The 14,991-nt window shown below is 70.9% G+C and carries 15 protein-coding genes and 1 pseudogene; 9 read left to right on the top strand and 7 right to left on the bottom strand.

The window, feature by feature from the left end; all coding sequences use genetic code 11:
• The first annotated feature begins 147 nt into the window (after window positions 1–147).
• From IE206_RS01930 to IE206_RS01910, 5 genes are all read left to right on the top strand, one after another.
• On the top strand, window positions 148–1,047 hold the full coding sequence (locus tag IE206_RS01930; RefSeq protein WP_189959946.1) for a PIG-L family deacetylase: 900 nt from the start codon (window positions 148–150) through the stop codon (window positions 1,045–1,047).
• Between the two features lie 102 nt (window positions 1,048–1,149).
• Window positions 1,150–1,596 carry a hypothetical protein gene (locus IE206_RS01925; protein WP_189959944.1) on the top strand — a complete coding sequence of 149 codons (447 nt, stop codon included), beginning with the start codon at window positions 1,150–1,152 and terminating at the stop codon, window positions 1,594–1,596.
• 145 nt (window positions 1,597–1,741) lie between these two features.
• Window positions 1,742–2,986: a styrene monooxygenase/indole monooxygenase family protein gene (locus IE206_RS01920; RefSeq protein ID WP_189959941.1), complete on the top strand. Its 1,245-nt coding sequence runs from the start codon at window positions 1,742–1,744 to the stop codon at window positions 2,984–2,986.
• A gap of 145 nt (window positions 2,987–3,131) precedes the next feature.
• Window positions 3,132–4,178: a tetratricopeptide repeat protein gene (locus IE206_RS01915; RefSeq protein WP_189960737.1), complete on the top strand. Its 1,047-nt coding sequence runs from the start codon at window positions 3,132–3,134 to the stop codon at window positions 4,176–4,178.
• A gap of 59 nt (window positions 4,179–4,237) precedes the next feature.
• Entirely contained in the window at window positions 4,238–5,305 is a 1,068-nt protein-coding gene (locus IE206_RS01910; protein WP_189959939.1) for a polyprenyl synthetase family protein, read from the top strand.
• Between the two features lie 7 nt (window positions 5,306–5,312).
• On the opposite strand, the gene IE206_RS01905 is transcribed toward IE206_RS01910, so the two are convergent.
• Window positions 5,313–6,368 (bottom strand): isopenicillin N synthase family dioxygenase, encoded by a 1,056-nt coding sequence (locus IE206_RS01905; RefSeq protein WP_373300851.1) that lies wholly within the window; start codon window positions 6,366–6,368, stop codon window positions 5,313–5,315.
• Window positions 6,369–6,875: 507 nt separating this feature from the next.
• On the opposite strand from IE206_RS01905, the gene IE206_RS01900 reads away from it, so the two are divergent.
• Window positions 6,876–7,439 carry a GNAT family N-acetyltransferase gene (locus IE206_RS01900; RefSeq protein ID WP_189959936.1) on the top strand — a complete coding sequence of 188 codons (564 nt, stop codon included), beginning with the start codon at window positions 6,876–6,878 and terminating at the stop codon, window positions 7,437–7,439.
• 104 nt (window positions 7,440–7,543) lie between these two features.
• Here IE206_RS01900 and IE206_RS01895 read toward each other — a convergent pair whose 3' ends face one another.
• On the bottom strand, window positions 7,544–7,987 hold the full coding sequence (locus IE206_RS01895; RefSeq protein ID WP_189959934.1) for an SPW repeat protein: 444 nt from the start codon (window positions 7,985–7,987) through the stop codon (window positions 7,544–7,546).
• A gap of 278 nt (window positions 7,988–8,265) precedes the next feature.
• Here IE206_RS01895 and IE206_RS01890 point away from each other — a divergent pair, with 278 nt between their 5' ends.
• The gene (locus IE206_RS01890; RefSeq protein WP_189959932.1) at window positions 8,266–9,138 is read left to right on the top strand and encodes a class I SAM-dependent methyltransferase; all 873 of its coding nucleotides are present in this window, start codon (window positions 8,266–8,268) and stop codon (window positions 9,136–9,138) included.
• Window positions 9,139–9,230: 92 nt separating this feature from the next.
• On the opposite strand, the pseudogene IE206_RS01885 reads toward IE206_RS01890, so the two are convergent.
• Window positions 9,231–9,494: pseudogene (locus IE206_RS01885) on the bottom strand (esterase); the annotation flags it as partial.
• 235 nt (window positions 9,495–9,729) lie between these two features.
• On the opposite strand from IE206_RS01885, the gene IE206_RS01880 reads away from it, so the two are divergent.
• Window positions 9,730–10,041 carry a cupin domain-containing protein gene (locus IE206_RS01880; protein WP_189959928.1) on the top strand — a complete coding sequence of 104 codons (312 nt, stop codon included), beginning with the start codon at window positions 9,730–9,732 and terminating at the stop codon, window positions 10,039–10,041.
• Window positions 10,042–10,099: 58 nt separating this feature from the next.
• Here IE206_RS01880 and IE206_RS01875 read toward each other — a convergent pair whose 3' ends face one another.
• Together IE206_RS01875 and IE206_RS01870 are read right to left on the bottom strand one after the other, a co-directional pair.
• The gene (locus tag IE206_RS01875) at window positions 10,100–10,498 is read right to left on the bottom strand and encodes a MerR family transcriptional regulator (RefSeq protein WP_189959927.1); all 399 of its coding nucleotides are present in this window, start codon (window positions 10,496–10,498) and stop codon (window positions 10,100–10,102) included.
• 88 nt (window positions 10,499–10,586) lie between these two features.
• Window positions 10,587–11,078: a GNAT family N-acetyltransferase gene (locus tag IE206_RS01870; protein WP_189959925.1), complete on the bottom strand. Its 492-nt coding sequence runs from the start codon at window positions 11,076–11,078 to the stop codon at window positions 10,587–10,589.
• 134 nt (window positions 11,079–11,212) lie between these two features.
• Here IE206_RS01870 and IE206_RS01865 point away from each other — a divergent pair, with 134 nt between their 5' ends.
• Window positions 11,213–12,490, top strand: coding sequence for an RNA polymerase sigma factor (locus IE206_RS01865; RefSeq protein WP_189959923.1), 1,278 nt, complete (start codon window positions 11,213–11,215; stop codon window positions 12,488–12,490).
• Here IE206_RS01865 and IE206_RS01860 read toward each other — a convergent pair.
• Both IE206_RS01860 and IE206_RS01855 read right to left on the bottom strand, forming a co-directional pair.
• Window positions 12,464–13,648 carry a flavin-dependent oxidoreductase gene (locus IE206_RS01860; protein WP_189959922.1) on the bottom strand — a complete coding sequence of 395 codons (1,185 nt, stop codon included), beginning with the start codon at window positions 13,646–13,648 and terminating at the stop codon, window positions 12,464–12,466. The genes IE206_RS01865 and IE206_RS01860 overlap by 27 nt on opposite strands.
• A 146-nt stretch (window positions 13,649–13,794) precedes the next feature.
• Complete coding sequence (locus IE206_RS01855) at window positions 13,795–14,973, bottom strand: serine hydrolase domain-containing protein (RefSeq protein ID WP_189959921.1); 1,179 nt, start codon at window positions 14,971–14,973, stop codon at window positions 13,795–13,797.
• Window positions 14,974–14,991 lie beyond the last annotated feature (18 nt).

The following is a 14,991-nucleotide window of genomic DNA, read 5'->3' as shown; positions in this document are numbered from 1 at the left end:
CTGTCGATTCCCACTCCTGCGGACCCAGAAATTCCGCCGCCAATTGCCGGTCGCGGCACGCCCGGAGGGAAATCCAGGATCTGAGTGAATTCTGCGATAATAATCCGTCCCGTGAACGGGACAGTGGAATGGCCGGGAAAACGCGGAATGCGAGCCGCTACGGCGGTGTGCGGCCTGGCGATTCTGGCGTGCGGGCAGATCACCGTACCCGCGAGTTCCTCGGCGGCGGTCCCCGCGCCCTGCCGGCGCACGGTGTTCGCCGGGGTGGCGCACGAGGACGACGATCTCCTCTTCATGAGTCCCGACCTGCTGAACGACTGGGGGAGGGGCGCCTGTCTGGACATCGTCTACCTCACCGCGGGTGACGCGGGAAGTTCCGGCACCGGGTACGCCGAGCGGCGTGAACAGGGCGTCGGCCGCGCCTATGCGCTGTTGGCGGGCGTCCCCAACGACTGGCGCCGCCAGGACCGCAAACACGCGGGGCGTACGGTCCGTGCCTTCGCGCTGCGCGTCCCGGCGGGCCGGCCCGGCGTGCGAGTCACCTTCCTCCGGCTGCCGGACGGGCTGCACGACGGCTCGGGCACCCGCCTGCAAGGGGGCCAGAGCCTCCTCAAGCTCGAACAGCGAAGGATCCGCCGCATCACGACCATGGACCGCAGCGCGAGTTATGACGCCAAGGAACTCACCGCGATGCTGTCCTGGTTGGTCGCGGATTCGCATGCCAGGACCGTACGGACCCTGGACTACCGGAACATCGACCGCGGAAGCGGCCCCAGAAGCGATCACAGCGATCACGAAGTCGCGGCACGTTTCGTGAAATCGGCGGCCGCTTCCATTCCGGGCCCGAAACCCTCCGTCGTCGGATACCGGGGATATTCCATCAACGCCCTGTCGCCGAATCTCGCCCTTCAGGCGGCCCGGCTGAAGGAATCCGTGTTCCGGCGGTATCTCTCCACGACGCTGTGCGCCAGGCCGTGCGCCGACTACACCGGCCCCTTGTGGTCGTCGTACCGGCATTGGATGGTCAGTCAGTACCGGGGAAATTAGCGGCCCGCCCGTCTCTGATGTTTCGTCAATTTCCCTGGGGGAAGGCCGATACGGGTGGGAACGTTAGCGGAGTGTTAGGCCGGGTGTGCCAAGGTCGGCCCTATGGTTCTTCTCGATCAGGCACCGGAATACGTGTCCCATCAAGGCCCCTCCCGCCGGAACCTCCTGATGGCCCTCGCGGTCGGCATCGCCGTCTGTCTCGGCATCGGAGCCGTGGTCGTCTCGAAGTTCAACGACAAGCCGCTCTTCCACGATCAGGTCGCCTACGAAGGCGGCTACGTCGTGGCCCTGGCCGGTATGAAGGCCGACCCGACCGGACGCACCCAGGACTTCCTCAAGAGCGGCGGCTGCGAGCAGTGGCGCAGCGAGCAGGGCGGTGCCAAGGCCGAGGGGTCGCCCGGGCAGTGGCTCCAGGGCTGCCGGGACGCGGCCGGCGACGGGGACTGCCGCAAGGGTCAGGCGGTCGCCGAGCCCAAGGGCTCGGCCGGGATCAGGGGCCTGGTCTGCGACAGCACCAAAGGCGTCAAGAAGCCGGCCGCCGTGCAGTGACCGCCCCTCCCTCCGGTGCGGCGCAGCGCCGGACAGTCACGTCCTGCGAGCGACCTCATGTGCGTCCATGTCGTCTAGGCAGTCCCGCACACCACCCAGTACAACGGGGGAGTCGGGACGGGTGGTGGACCGGGTGGAGGCATGTGTGCGCAGGATCGCGATCATCGGGGCGGGGCAGGCCGGGCTGCACCTGGCGCTGGGACTCCAGGCCGCCGACTACGACGTGACGCTGGTGTCGGAGCGGACGGCGGAGCAGATCCGCGAAGGCCGGGTCACCTCGACACAGCTGATGTTTGGGCCGGCCCTGGCGCTGGAGCGGGCGGCCGGGCTGAACCTCTGGGACGACGCGGCGCCGGTGATGGGCGGCCTGGAGATGAGCCAGTGGGACCCGACGGCCGAAGCGCCTTGGTCGGCGCGGTTCTCCACCACCTATGACGCGGAGGTCCGCTCGGTCGACCAGCGGGTCAAACTCTCCGCGTGGCTGGAGCTGTTCGAGGCGCGCGGCGGCCGGGTGGAATTCCGGGCGGCCGATGCCGACGACCTCGCGGAGACCGCCGCACGCCACGAGCTCACCGTCGTCGCCGCCGGCCGCGGCGCGCTCTCGTCGCTGTTCGGCCGCGACGAGACACGCTCGGTGTACGACCGCCCCCAGCGCGCCCTCGCCGCGTTCTACGCCTGGGGCGTCGCACCGCGGGGAGACGAGAGCGACACGTATCTGCGCAACACGGGCATGCCCTCGGCGGGCGACGCGATCGCGCTGCAGGCGCTGACCGTGGGCGGACCGTGCGAGGTCCTGCTGCTCGAGGCCAAACGCAAAGGCCCGTACGACTGTTGGGAGGACCGGCCAAAGCCGCGCGAGGGGCTGCGGCGCGCGGTGGAACTGCTGCGGACGTACGCGCCGGGGGAGTACGAGCGCTTCGCCGGGGCCGAACCCACCGACGAGGGCGCCGCGTTGTACGGCGCGATCACCCCGACGGTCCGGCACGGGGTGGCCGCGCTCGGAGGCGGCCAGTACGTCCTGGGCATGGCGGACGCGGTCGTCGTCAACGACCCGATCACCGGCCAGGGAGCGAACAACGCGGCCCGGGCCGCGGCCGCTTACCTCGACGCGATCGTGCGGCGCGGCGAGCTGCCGTACGACGAGCGCTGGATGAGGGGGACGTTCGACGCGTACTGGGAACACGCGCGGCACGTGCACGCCTTCACAGATCTGATGCTGCGTCAGCCGCCGGCCGAGCACCTCTCGCGCCTGCTGCGGGCCGCCTTCGAGTTCCCCGAGATCGCCCACCGTTTCGTCAATGGGTACGCGGATCCGCTCGACTACCACGACTGGCTGATCGATCCGGAGCGGGCCGACGCCTATCTCGCCAAGGTCGCCGGGTCCCGCTGAGGGCGGACCTCCGCGCCGGACGTCAGACTTCAGATGTACGGCACACGAGCTCTGAGGCTGACTCCTCGGCACCCGGTTGTCTCATAGCTTCGTGATCAAGGCGGGAGTGCTCCGCTTCCGCATTCCGATCCGAAGCGAGACAACCATGTACGGCAAGGCATTCGCCCCCGAGTACCGGGGATCCTTGGGCGAGCTCTCGGTGAACACCTCCCTGGAGGACGTGCTCGCCAAGGCCGTCGAGGAGCAGCGGCGGGCCCAACTGAGCGGCGACGCAGTTGAGTTGGCGCACACGGGGCTCGCCGTCGCCGAGGCGAGCAGGCGGCTCGGCCGCGTGGAGGAGGCCGAGCGGGCGTGGAAGGACAGCTATCGCGCGGCCCGCCGGGCGGGCGACCGGGGCGCGATGGCCTGGGCCGTGTGGAGCGGCGGCACGCTGGCCCGCCAGCGCGGCGACCTCGCTCTTGCCCGGCGCTGGCTCGCCACCGCGGCCGAACTCGCCGAGCAGGGCGGCGACATCGTGGCCCGCGGCTACTCCCTGGCCGGGCTCGCCGAGACCGGTCGCATCCAGGGCGACTACGAGGCCGTCGGCAGGCTCCACGAGAAGCTGCTCGCCGAGGCGCGCAAACGCGGCGAGGCCCGGCACACCGTGTGGGCGCTCGAAGGCATCGCGCAGATGCACCGCAACACCGGGTCCTTCGACAGCGCGCTCGCCCTCTTCGAGGAGGCCGCGCAGATAGCCGGCGACGCCGGTGACGACCGCGGCCGGGCCTGGGCGCTGCGGGGCATCGCCGATGTGCGCTCCGCCCAGGGCGACCCGGAAGCGGCGTTGGCCCTGCTCACCGAGGCGGAGGTCCTCTGCCGCGAGATCCAGCTGGTCGGCGCGCTCGCGTACAACCACAAGATGCGGGGCAACGTGCTGTACCGCGCGGGGCGCTACGCCGAGGCCGAGGCGTGCTACAGCGGATCGCTGGCGGAGTTCCGCGCGATGGGCGAGCCGCGCGGGGAGGCGCTGTCCCGGCTCGGCCTGGTGAAGGCGAAGGCCCGGCAGGGGCGTGCGGCGGCCGAGACCGCGGCCGACCTCGATGTGCTGGAGCGAGCGCTGTGCGACATCGGGTTGCAGCACGCCGAGGCCATGATCGGCAAGGCGCGCGCCGAGCTGGGCGTCGCGGCCGCCGACGCCGTACCCGCCCACTGAGCGCGACCCTCGCGATGTCCTCAGCATTCTCCGCACGGCACACGACAGGAACAGAGCCCATGTCCACCCAGGCCGGACCGCACACCCCCGTATCCCTGAAGGCCAGGCCGTCCGCGACCGCCACCCTCACTCGCTGCCGGGAACTCGTCGAGCCGGCGCTGCGCAAGGCCGTACAGGAACTGCATCCCGGGCCCGGCCGCATCGCGGCGCATGCGTTCGGCTGGTGCGAGGCGGACGGTACGCCGAGTTCCGGGGGCGGCGGCAAGGGGGTGCGGCCGGCGCTCGCCGTGCTCGGGGCACAGGCGGTGGGCGCGAGCGCGGATGCGGCGATACCGGCGGCCGTGGCGATCGAGCTGATCCACACCTTCTCGCTGATGCACGACGACATCATGGACGGCGACGAACGCCGGCGGCACCGCGACAGCGCCTGGAAGGCCTTCGGTACGGGGCCCGCCGTCCTCGCGGGCGATGCCCTGTTCGCCCTCGCCGTCCGTACGCTGGCCGGGGCCGGCGGCGCGGGAAGCGGTGCGGCTGTCCAGCAACTGGCCGTGATGATGGGTGAGTTGGTGCACGGACAGGCGGACGATGTGCTCTTCGAGTCCCGCCCGTGGGCCGGACCCGGGGCGGTGGGCCTGGCCGAGTACCGGGCCATGGCGGCACGCAAGACGGGCGCCCTGCTTGCCTGCGCGACAGCCCTCGGGCCGGTCCTCACGGGCGCCCCGCCGCCGCTCACGGACGCGCTCGCGCGGGCCGGGAGGCAGTGGGGCCTCGCCTTCCAGGCGGTCGACGACGTGCTGGGCATCTGGGGCGACCCCGCCGTCACCGGAAAGCCGGTGCACAGCGATCTGCGGCGGGGAAAGAAAACGCTGCCCGTCCTCGCGGCGATGGCGATGGACCCGTCCCTCGGGCCTCGCCTGGAGGGCCTGCTCGCCGCGGGCCCCGACGAGGCCGCCGTCCGGCACGCCGCCGGCCTCGTCGAGGAGGCCGGCGGCCGCGCCTACGCCCTGAGGGACGCGCGCACCCGGGTGGCCGCCGCGCGCGACCAACTGCGCGCGGTCCCGCTGGAGGCGTCGTGCGTGGACGAACTGGTCGCTCTCTCCGAGCTGTTGCTCGACCGCCGGGTATAGCCGTCCGCTACGAGGTCAGGGTGGATCCCGCGAGCGGGCGCTCCGTGAGCAGCAGGTCCGCGTGGTGGCGGGCGGCCACCAGGGGGTGGGCCCGCAGCTTCCCCTTGAGCTCGTTGCGGCCGTACTCGGCGAACAGCGGGTTCGCCGGGTCCGCGGTGGCGCCGGGTGCGTGCGCCGCGTACGGGAAGGGCAGCGGCTCGATGTGGGCGTCCAGGCGCGGGTTGTAGAAGAACGGCACCGAGAAGCGCTCGGTGGCTCCGGGCGGGCTCACCACACGGTGGTTGGTGGCGAGCAGATAGCCGTTGGTCGCGACTTCGAGCAGCTCGCCCAGGTTGACGACGAAGGCGCCGGGCAGCGGCGGCACGTCGTGGAAGCGGCCGTCCTCGCGCTGCACCTGGAGTCCGCCGACGGTGTCCTGGTGGAGCAGGGTGAGGAAGCCGTAGTCCTTGTGGGCGCCGACCCCCTGGGCGGTGCCGTCCTCGGCGCTGCCCGGGTAGCGCACCAGCTTGAGGTGCAGATGGGCCCGGTCGCCGAACACGTCGTCGTAGAAGTCCTGGGGCGCGCCGATCGCGGCGAGCAGCTCGTGCAGCAGCTTCTCGGCGACCGCGCTGAGCCTCTCGATCCAGGTGAGCGCGGCGGTGCGCAGCGCCGGCAGGGCGCTGGGCCACTGGTTGGGCCCCTCCAGCCACCAGTACGCGGGCTCGCCCGGGGCGGGGATGTGCGCCGGGCGCTCGGCGCCGATGTCGAGCTGGTCGCGCCAGTCGCGGGAGCCGCCGGTGCGCTCGTCGCCGATGCGCGTATAGCCGCGGAAGTGGGGCGAGTTGACGTTGTCGATGGCGAGCCGGTCCGCCTCGGGCAGCTGGAAGAACGCCCGCATGGTGTGGTTGAGTGCGGCGGTCTCGGCGTCGGTGACGCCGTGCCCGACGAGCTGGAAGAAGCCGACGCCGTGCGCGGCGTTGTGGAGCTCGGTGTGCAGCTGCCGCCGGGCCTCGGGGCCGCGGTCGGCGGCGGAGAGGTCGATGATGGGGAGCTGCGAGGAGGTCACGTACGACATGGGAGCCATCCGCTGGAATATGTCCCGGCCGGCGCGGGTGGGCGCGGTCACGGCTTCGCCGGGGTGAGGCGGGCGCCGCGTGAGGCACGGGGAGGGTGAAGGGGGGCCTGGGTCAGCGAGAAGTGCGACAGGCCATGCTCGTAACGCGGACGTAGTCCACGTGGCGGCGTCGAACGAGCGGAGGCATGTCGCCAGGTTACTCCCGGGCGGCCCCCTGGAGCTGTGATCGCCCTCACACGCACTGGTGAGGGCCATGATCACGAATCGGGTGATGGCGGTCGTCCGCGGTCGGCGGGCGGGTCGGCCGAACGGGCGGCGCCGGCCGAACGGGCGGCGCTGGGCGCCGGGTAACTCACCCTCCGCGTCCGGAACCGGTAATTCCCGCATCGTTGAAAACGCTCCCGTCTGCCCGGTCGAGTGGAGAGCATCTTCGCCCCGGCGGACGGGGTTGCACCAGTCCCCGGATTCGATGGGTGTAGATCGACAGCAGGGTGGGCGAGTGGAGAGGATGTCGGGGTGAGCACCTTTACCCCCGAGGCCATCGCGACCGCGCGGCTCGACCTCCTGCCGCTCCGCGTCGCACACGCCGAGGAAATGGCCGCGGTGCTGTCCGACCCCGCGCTGCATGCGTTCATCGGCGGCGCCCCGGACGCCCCACAGGCCCTCCGCGCCCGCTACGAGCGCCTGACCGCGGGCTCTCCCGACCCCGGGGTGAGCTGGCTGAACTGGGTGGTCCGGCTCCGCGAGGAGGGCTGTCTGGCGGGCACGGTCCAGGCGACGGTTGCCCCGTCCCCGCAAGGGGCGGTCGCAGAGATCGCGTGGGTGGTGGGAACCCCGTGGCAGGGCCGGGGCATCGCCACCGAGGCGGCCAGGGGGCTCGTGGAGTGGCTCGGACAACGGCCCGTGCGGGAGGTGCTGGCGCACATCCACCCCGAGCACCGCGCTTCCGCCGCGGTTGCCGCGGCCGCGGGTCTCGCGCCGACCGATGTGTGGCACGACGGCGAGCTCAGGTGGCTGCGCCGGGTGGGCTCGGAACTCGACGGCGCCCGCACCAACTCCGGGTTCCAGACCGGGAGTTGAAGTGCGGGTGCCGTGCGAGTCGGGTGGTTCGCCGCATCCTGGCGGCCATCGGACTCCGTGCGACCGACGGGGCTTTCACGGCGTCAGGGTGACGGCGGCGGACGTCAGGTCGACCTTCGGCCCCTGGACATCAGAATGCCGCCCGCGACCAGTGCGAACAGGCACACACAGGCGCCTGTGATGACGTTGCTGAGGATGGCTCCGGTGCCGGCGCTGCGCGCGACGACCCACGGAGAGACGATCAGCCAGGCTCCGAGGAGCAGGACCACGAAGTTCAGGTCCGTGGACCTCTCCGGGGCCATGGACATGCACAGGCCCAGGACCGCGAGGGCTATGCCGACGACCAGGTTGCTGAGGGCCAGGGTGGGCTTGGCGGCCGAGAAGTGGACCGTCCAGCCGGAGATCGCTGCGTATATGCCGGCGAGGATCACGAGCTCCTCGACCGCCGCGACGCCGCGGGTTTCCATCACCCTCGCGTAGCGGTCCCGCATCTCCGATACATCGGGGTGCCCCGAAATATCACCGGGGCGGTGTGAGACGTCGGCCATCCGACTCGCCTCCTTCTGAAAGTCTGCACGTCTGGCCGCGCTGCGACACTGTGTCGCGCTCCTATTGTGCGCTTATGTCGCCTTTATGTGTAGTGGTGGAATTCGGCAATTCGGCCGGTGGGAGTGATGGTCGCCTTGCGTGTCGTACGGGATACGGAGCGTTGCGATCGTGGTCCCGGACCGGGATTTCCTTTGATGACGGGGGAGTTTCAGCGGGGGGTGTCCGGGCCACGCCCCGCGGTCATCTTCCGGTCATCTGGCAGGAGTAGGACCGGTCCATGTCACAAACGACGAGTGCACCGGTGCCGCCCCCGGCCGGCTTCTCCGATGTCAAAGGCTGGTTCTGGCCGGCCGATCAACTGCTGTTCGACTGGTTTCTGAAGCGTCAGGAAAAGTTCCCGGAACAGGCAGGTGACCTGCTGGAACTCGGTGCCTATCTGGGCAAGAGCGCGATTTTCACCGGCGGGTATCTGCGGCCCGGCGAGGAGTTCACGGTCTGCGACCTCTTCGACTCCCCGGCACCGGACGACCCCAACAGCGCGGAGATGGACCGGTCGTACTCGACGCTGACCCGCCGCGGCTTCGAGGCGAACTACCTCGCCTTCCACGAAGAGCTGCCCACCATCGTCCAGGCGCCCACCTCCGTCATCGCCTCCCGCCTGAAGCCGGACAGCTGCCGCTTCATCCATGTCGACGCCTCGCACCTGTACGAGCACGTGCACGGCGACATCGAGGCCGCCAGGGAGCTGGCCGGCCCGGACGCGATCGTGGCCTTCGACGACTTCCGGGCCGAACACTGCCCCGGCGTCGCGGCGGCGGTCTGGGGAGCGGTGGCCACCATGGAGCTGAAGCTCATCTGCATCACCGGCACCAAGGCGTACGGCACTTGGGGCGACGCCGAGCCGGTACGGGCCGAGCTGCTCGAGTGGCTGAAGTCGCGCACGGACCTGTGGCACGGGGTGGAAGAGGTGGCGGGCGCCCCGCTGATCCGGATCGACGGCAAGAAGGCCAAGGCCCCGGCCCCGCCCCGGCCCCTGCGCCCGGTGGCCCCGCCGGAGCGGCCGGCCGAGCCGGAGCCCGCCGCGCCGGTTCCGGTTGCCGCGTCGCAGGGTCTGCTCGCCAGGGTCCTGGGCGGTCGGCGCCGCCGCTGAGGAACCTGCGCCGGCCCCGACGCGCCCTGCGGGGCGTGTCGGGGCCGGGTGGTTCAACGGGCCAGGAACTCCCGGAACCCGTCGCCCAGTTGAGCCGAATGGTCGACCACCACGCCGACTCCCTGCTCCTGCCCGAACAGATCTGTCCACGAGCCGAAGAACAGGAAGCTGTTGTTCGTCGCAAGCCCCACCGCGGCGAACACCAGCAGCTGAGTCACCACCAGCAGCCCCAGCCGGCCCAGGACGGTTTTCCAGTTCTGACGCGCCAGGCGCGGCCACAACCAGATGGTGACCGTGAACATCACCACCGCGCAGAGCACGGTCAGTGCCAGCACGTTGTTACTCGTGAGACCCATGGGTCGATAGAACTCTCTGCCAGAAGTACACCCGGGCATGCCCGAGCGGCACCGCTCGGGGGTGCCCGGAAAGGTAGACAGAGATGCGGCCGGATCCGTTCCAGCGCGGAGCAGACATCCTTTGCCATTCGGTCGACCGGCGGGGTCCGGCGGGCGCATAGCCTTCGAGGCATCCACAGATCCACCCCGCAACGGTTGGCGGCGTCATGCCCCGACCGCAGAGGAGACCTGCGCCTTGAGTCCGATCGACCTGCTGAAAACCGCTGCCGGCCTCCCCGCCGGATGGCGCTCGCTCGTCCTGGGGGAGGTGGGACCGGCCTGTGTGAAGGTCCTCAGGATGGACGAGCTGCCGATCGCCGAGGAGCGCCACGACGCGACGGAGGCTCTGCTTGTCCTCGACGGCCGACTCGAACTCACCGTCGCCGGCCGGCCCGTGACCGTGAACGCGGGCGAGCTGCAGATGGTCCCGGCGGGGACCGGGCACGCGGTGCGCCCCGGGAGCCATGGCGTCCTCGTCCTTGTGGAGGTCGAGGAAGGCGGCCCGTGAACGGCCCTTCAACTCGCCCTGCAAGCAGGGTGGTCGAGAGCGTTCAGGCGTCCGCGATTCAGCGGGCCGCCGACGCCTGCGGGATGCGGTCGGGGGTCGCTCCTGCGCTCACCGTGTCGAGATACTCCGACACCGCGTCGCGGTTGCGGATCAGGCATTCGATGCGCTGCGTCATGCGGTCGCGTTCGAGGGTGAGCGTGGAGAGCATCTCCGGGGTGGCGTCGGGGAAGTGGATGACGCGGGGCTTGTTGAGGCAGGGGAGGATCTGCTTGATGATGCGGGTCGGAAGCCCCGCGTCGAGCAGTCCCCGGATCTGCAGGACCCGGTCCACGAGGTTCTCGTCGTAGCTGCGGTAGCCGTTGGGGGAGCGGCTGGAGACGATCAGGCCCTGCTCCTCGTAGTAGCGCAGCAGCCGGCGCGACGTGCCGGTGCGCTCCGAAAGCTCTCCGATGCGCATGTGCTCCTCCTTGCGGATCGACTCCCTCACCCTCACACGCATGTGAGGCTACGGGCGAGTGTACGACCAGGGCCTGCGCGGTGGTCGGCTATCGGCCAAGTCGCAGATCCCGTACGAAGCGAAGGCCCGGGCGGCCGTCCAGCTGGAGCGGCGTGGTGGGGGTGAATCCGGTGCGGGCAAGGACGGTCCGGGAGCCGATGTTGTCCAGGGTCGTGACGGCGGTCAGCGTGGTGAGGCCGTACTCCGCGAGGGCCAGCGCGCAGGCCTCGCGGACGGACGCGGTGGCCAGCCCCTGTCCGGCGGCCCGCTCGGCGATCCGGTACCCGAGCTCGGCGGAACCATCAGCTGCGTCAACCAAGTTGACCCGGCCGAGGACCGAGCCGTCGTCGTCCACCACGAGGTGGAAGAAGCAGGTGCCCGCGTCCTGCTCGGCCAGCAGTGCGCGGTGGCGGGCGTCGAAATGCGTGAAGTAGTCGTCGCCCCGGTCGGAGATCGACGCGGCGAAGTACGCCCGGTTCTCCCGCTCGAACTTCAGGAGGGCCGCGGCATGATCGAGGCGGAGACGCTGGAGCCGGTGCATGTGGCCAAGGCTACGCAACCAGGTGCGGACGGAAGCCGCGAGGGGGTGTCCGCCGGGGGATGTGTGAGGGGCATCCGGACGGCCCGCCGGGTCGAGCTTGCCGCGTCTGCGCGGGGCTGCTCTGATGGGTGGCCGTGACGGCAGCAAGTGCGACCGAGACGGTCGAAGCGGTATTCAGGATCGAGTCCGCGCGGATCATCGCGGGGGTCGCCCGCATCGTGCGGGACGTCGGCATCGCGGAGGAGCTCGCGCAGGACGCCCTGGTCGCGGCACTGGAACAGTGGCCCGAGTCGGGCGTCCCGGACAAGCCGGGCGCCTGGCTCATGGCCACCGCCAAGCACCGCGCGATCGACCTGGTCCGCCGCAAGGAGACGTACGCCCGCAAGCTGGCGGAGGTCGGGCGGGCCCTCGAAGACGTGCCGCCGCCCGACCCGGCGGACTTCGACGACCCGGACCGCATCGACGACGACCTGCTGCGGCTCATCTTCACCGCCTGCCATCCCGTGCTTTCGACCGAGGCCAGGATCGCCCTCACCCTGCGCCTGCTCGGCGGGCTGACCACACAGGAGATCGCCCGCGCGTTCCTGGCCCCCGAGCCCACGGTCGCCCAGCGCATCGTCCGCGCGAAACGGACCCTCGCCAAGGCCGGGGTCCCTTTCGAGGTGCCGTACGGAACCGACCGGGACGCCCGCGTCGCCTCGGTCCTCGAAGTCATCTACCTCGTCTTCAACGAGGGGTACTCCGCGACGGCCGGCGACGACCTGGTGCGCCCCGCGCTCTGCGAGGACGCGCTCCGCCTGGTGCGCGTGCTCTGCGCCCTGATGCCCAAGGAGCCCGAAGTGCACGGCCTGGCCGCGCTGCTGGAGTTCCAGTCCTCCCGCATCGCGGCCCGCACCGGACCCGGCGGCGAGCCGGTGCTGCTCGCCGACCAGAACCGCGCCAAGTGGAACCGCCTGCTCATCCGCCGGGGCATCGAGGCCCTGCACCGCGCGGGCGACGGCCCGTACTCCATCCAGGCGGCGATCGCCGCGTGCCACGCGCAGACCATGCGCTACGAGGACACCGACTGGACGTCGATCGCCCTCCTCTACGGCCGCCTGATGGCGCTGACCCCGTCCCCCGTGATCGAGCTGAACCGGGCGGTGGCCGTGGCGATGTCCGAGGGCCCGGCGGCAGGCCTGGCCCTGGTGGACGCGCTGAGGGACGAACCGGCCCTGAAGGGCTACCACTTGCTGCCGAGCGTACGAGGAGATCTCCTGGAGCGGCTGGGCCGGAGGGCCGAAGCGAGGGCGGAGTTCGAGCGCGCGGCCTCCCTGACCCACAACGTCCAGGAAAAGGACCTCCTCCTGGAGCGCGCCTCCCGCGCCGACCCCGACCGTTTCGGCTCAGCCGGGGGTCAGGGAGGCGCGTGAGTTGAGGACGGCCACATCGCTTCCCGTGGCGTGCCGGTAGGTGTCGGTCATCCGCGCAAGGCCGCTCGCGGAACCGCTGCTCGTCCGGCTCATCTCCCGGTTGGCCAGGACCACCGCCGCTGTCGCCTCCCGGCGCAGGCTCTCGTACCGGGCGAGACCCGTCGGCACGTCGCCGGCCGCCGTGAGTTCGGCGGCCAGCACCCGGGCGTCGACGATCGACTGGGACGCGCCGTTCGCGCCCACCGGATACATCGGGTGCGCGGCATCGCCGAGCAGGGTCACCCGGCCGCGCCCCCACGCGGGCAGCGGCTCCCGGTCGACCATCGGGTACTCCAGGATCCCCGAGCTGTTCGCCAGCAGGGCCGGCACGTCCAGCCGTCCCAGCGACCAGTCCTCGAAGTACGGCAGCACGTCCGCGAGGCGGCCCGCGCTGTTCCAGTCCGCTCCCTCGGCGAGCGGGCCCGGCTCCGCCACGCGCACCTGCGCCACCCAGTTGATCCGGCCACGCCCGATCGGATAGGCGACCAGTTCCACGTCCCCCTCCCGGACGATCACCATCGAGCGGCCGGTGAGAAACGGCTCGGACTCCGTCACACCCCGCCACATCCGGATGCCCGACCACAGCAACGGCCCGCCGTCCGGATGCAGCCGCGCCCGGACGGCGGAGTGCAGCCCGTCCGCACCGATGAGGGCCGCGGCGCCGCACTCCTCCACGGCCCCGCTCGCCCGGTGCAGCAGCCGGACGCGGACCTCGTCGGCCTCCTGCGCGAAGTCCACCAGCCGCATGCCGCTGCGTACCGCGTCGCTGCCCAGTCGTTCGCGGACCGCCGCGAGGAGCAGGAGTTGCAGCTCGCCGCGGTGGACCGAGTACTGCGGCCATCGGTAGCCCTTCGCCAACCCCCTTGGTTCCGTGAAGAGGTGACGGCCTTTCGTGTCGCTGTACACGTTCTCGGCCGTGGCGACCCCGGCCTCGGCGAGGTGCTCGCCGAGGCCGAGCTCGGTCAGTTCGCGCACCGCGTGCGGCAGCAGGTTGATGCCGACGCCCAGAGGCCGGATCTCCCGCGCGCTCTCCATCACCACCGTGTCGATGCCCGCCGCATGCAGACTCAGCGCGGCAGTGAGCCCGCCGATCCCCGCTCCCGCGATCAGTACCGTCATGACCGACTTCCTTTCTCCCGGCTCCACCCTGCGATGGCCGAAGCCGGAAGTCCAAGACATGTCAGATCTGAGGGCCAGAAGGATTGCTTATGGCTCTGGCGCGGAGAACGAGGGGGCGTCCGCCTCCAACTGCCCGCTCCTGTACGTCACTTCGTGCCGCAGAACTCCGCTTCGACTACCCTCGCCGAGTCGCCCGTCCAGTCCCCGTTGAAGTTGAGGGCCAGGGAGTGTTTGGCGTCCTTCGTCACCACGGCTTGCGAGCTGGAGCCGTGGATGCCTCCGGAATGGCCCCAGACCTCGGTGCCGCAGGACAGCCTCACCTTCATCAGGCCAAGACCGTACGAGGAGTGGGGGATCTCGTCGCTGGGGACGGTCGTCGTCATCTCCGCCAGCTGGCGCGGCGGCAGCAGCTTCCCGCCCAGCAGCGCCCGGTAGAACCGGTTGAGATCAAGGGAGTCGGAGATGACCTCGCCCGCCGATCCCCCGACCGACGGGTTGAGTTCGGTGACGTCGTACACCTGGCCCGGGGTGCCGCCCAGGGTCGAGTACGCCCGGCCGCTCGGCTGCGGCATCCGGGAGTCGGTGCCGGGGAACGAGGTGGAGCGCAGGTTCAGCGGGCGCAGGATGCGCCGCTCGGCCTCCTGTGCGTACGAGCGGCCGGTGACCTTCTGGATCACCATTCCGGCGAGGATGTAGTTGGTGTTGGAGTACTTCCAGCTCGTGCCGGGTGCGAAGTCGGGCCGGTGGGCCAGGGCCGTGCGCACGAGGCGCTCGGGCGTCCAGGTGTCGTAGCGGTGCCGGAGGAAGCCGGGGCCGAAGACCAGCTTCCGGAAGTCCGGGTCCTGCGTGTAGTTGTAGATCCCGCTGGTGTGGTTGAGGATGTGGCGCAGAGTGATCGCGCGCCCGTCGTTCCCGTTGCCCCGCACCAGGCCCGGCAGCCACTTGTCCACCGAGTCGTCCAGGCTCAGCCTCCCCTCCGCCTCCAATTGGAGCAGGACGGTCGAGATGAACGTCTTCGTGATCGAGCCGACCCGGAAGGTGTCCCGCGCCTGGCGCTCGCGGCCGGTGCGCGTGTCGGCGACGCCCGCCTCGCCGGTCCAGCGGCCGCGCCCGTCCTCGGCGACGCCGATCACCCCGGGCACGCCCGCCGCGACCGTGGCCTCCATGGCCTGCTGAGTGGCGCGATGGCCGGTGGGACGTGCTTGTCCGGTGGGCTGTGCCTGCTGTGCCGAAGCGGGCGCGACGAACGCGGTGGCGATCACCGCGCCGGCGAGGACCGTCCCGAGGATCGCGGTCCTGACTCTCCGTACCGTACGTACTGCCATGGGGGCCTCTTCCCGTGA

It is taken from the genome of Streptomyces violascens (assembly GCF_014649955.1).
Lineage (GTDB): Bacteria > Actinomycetota > Actinomycetes > Streptomycetales > Streptomycetaceae > Streptomyces > Streptomyces violascens.
Note: the sequence above shows the minus strand (reverse complement) of the source record. Positions and strands in the feature narration are given on the sequence as shown.

Excerpts from the sequence above, each read along its gene's own strand:
- IE206_RS01930 (WP_189959946.1), top strand. The coding sequence starts at position 148 with ATGCGAGCCGCTACGGCGGTGTGCGGCCTGGCGATTCTGGCGTGCGGG.
- IE206_RS01925 (WP_189959944.1), top strand. The coding sequence starts at position 1,150 with ATGGTTCTTCTCGATCAGGCACCGGAATACGTGTCCCATCAAGGCCCC.
- IE206_RS01915 (WP_189960737.1), top strand. The coding sequence starts at position 3,132 with ATGTACGGCAAGGCATTCGCCCCCGAGTACCGGGGATCCTTGGGCGAG.
- IE206_RS01910 (WP_189959939.1), top strand. The coding sequence starts at position 4,238 with ATGTCCACCCAGGCCGGACCGCACACCCCCGTATCCCTGAAGGCCAGG.
- IE206_RS01905 (WP_373300851.1), bottom strand. The coding sequence starts at position 6,368 with ATGGCTCCCATGTCGTACGTGACCTCCTCGCAGCTCCCCATCATCGAC.
- IE206_RS01895 (WP_189959934.1), bottom strand. The coding sequence starts at position 7,987 with ATGGCCGACGTCTCACACCGCCCCGGTGATATTTCGGGGCACCCCGAT.
- IE206_RS01890 (WP_189959932.1), top strand. The coding sequence starts at position 8,266 with ATGTCACAAACGACGAGTGCACCGGTGCCGCCCCCGGCCGGCTTCTCC.
- IE206_RS01875 (WP_189959927.1), bottom strand. The coding sequence starts at position 10,498 with ATGCGCATCGGAGAGCTTTCGGAGCGCACCGGCACGTCGCGCCGGCTG.
- IE206_RS01870 (WP_189959925.1), bottom strand. The coding sequence starts at position 11,078 with ATGCACCGGCTCCAGCGTCTCCGCCTCGATCATGCCGCGGCCCTCCTG.
- IE206_RS01860 (WP_189959922.1), bottom strand. The coding sequence starts at position 13,648 with ATGACGGTACTGATCGCGGGAGCGGGGATCGGCGGGCTCACTGCCGCG.
- IE206_RS01855 (WP_189959921.1), bottom strand. The coding sequence starts at position 14,973 with ATGGCAGTACGTACGGTACGGAGAGTCAGGACCGCGATCCTCGGGACG.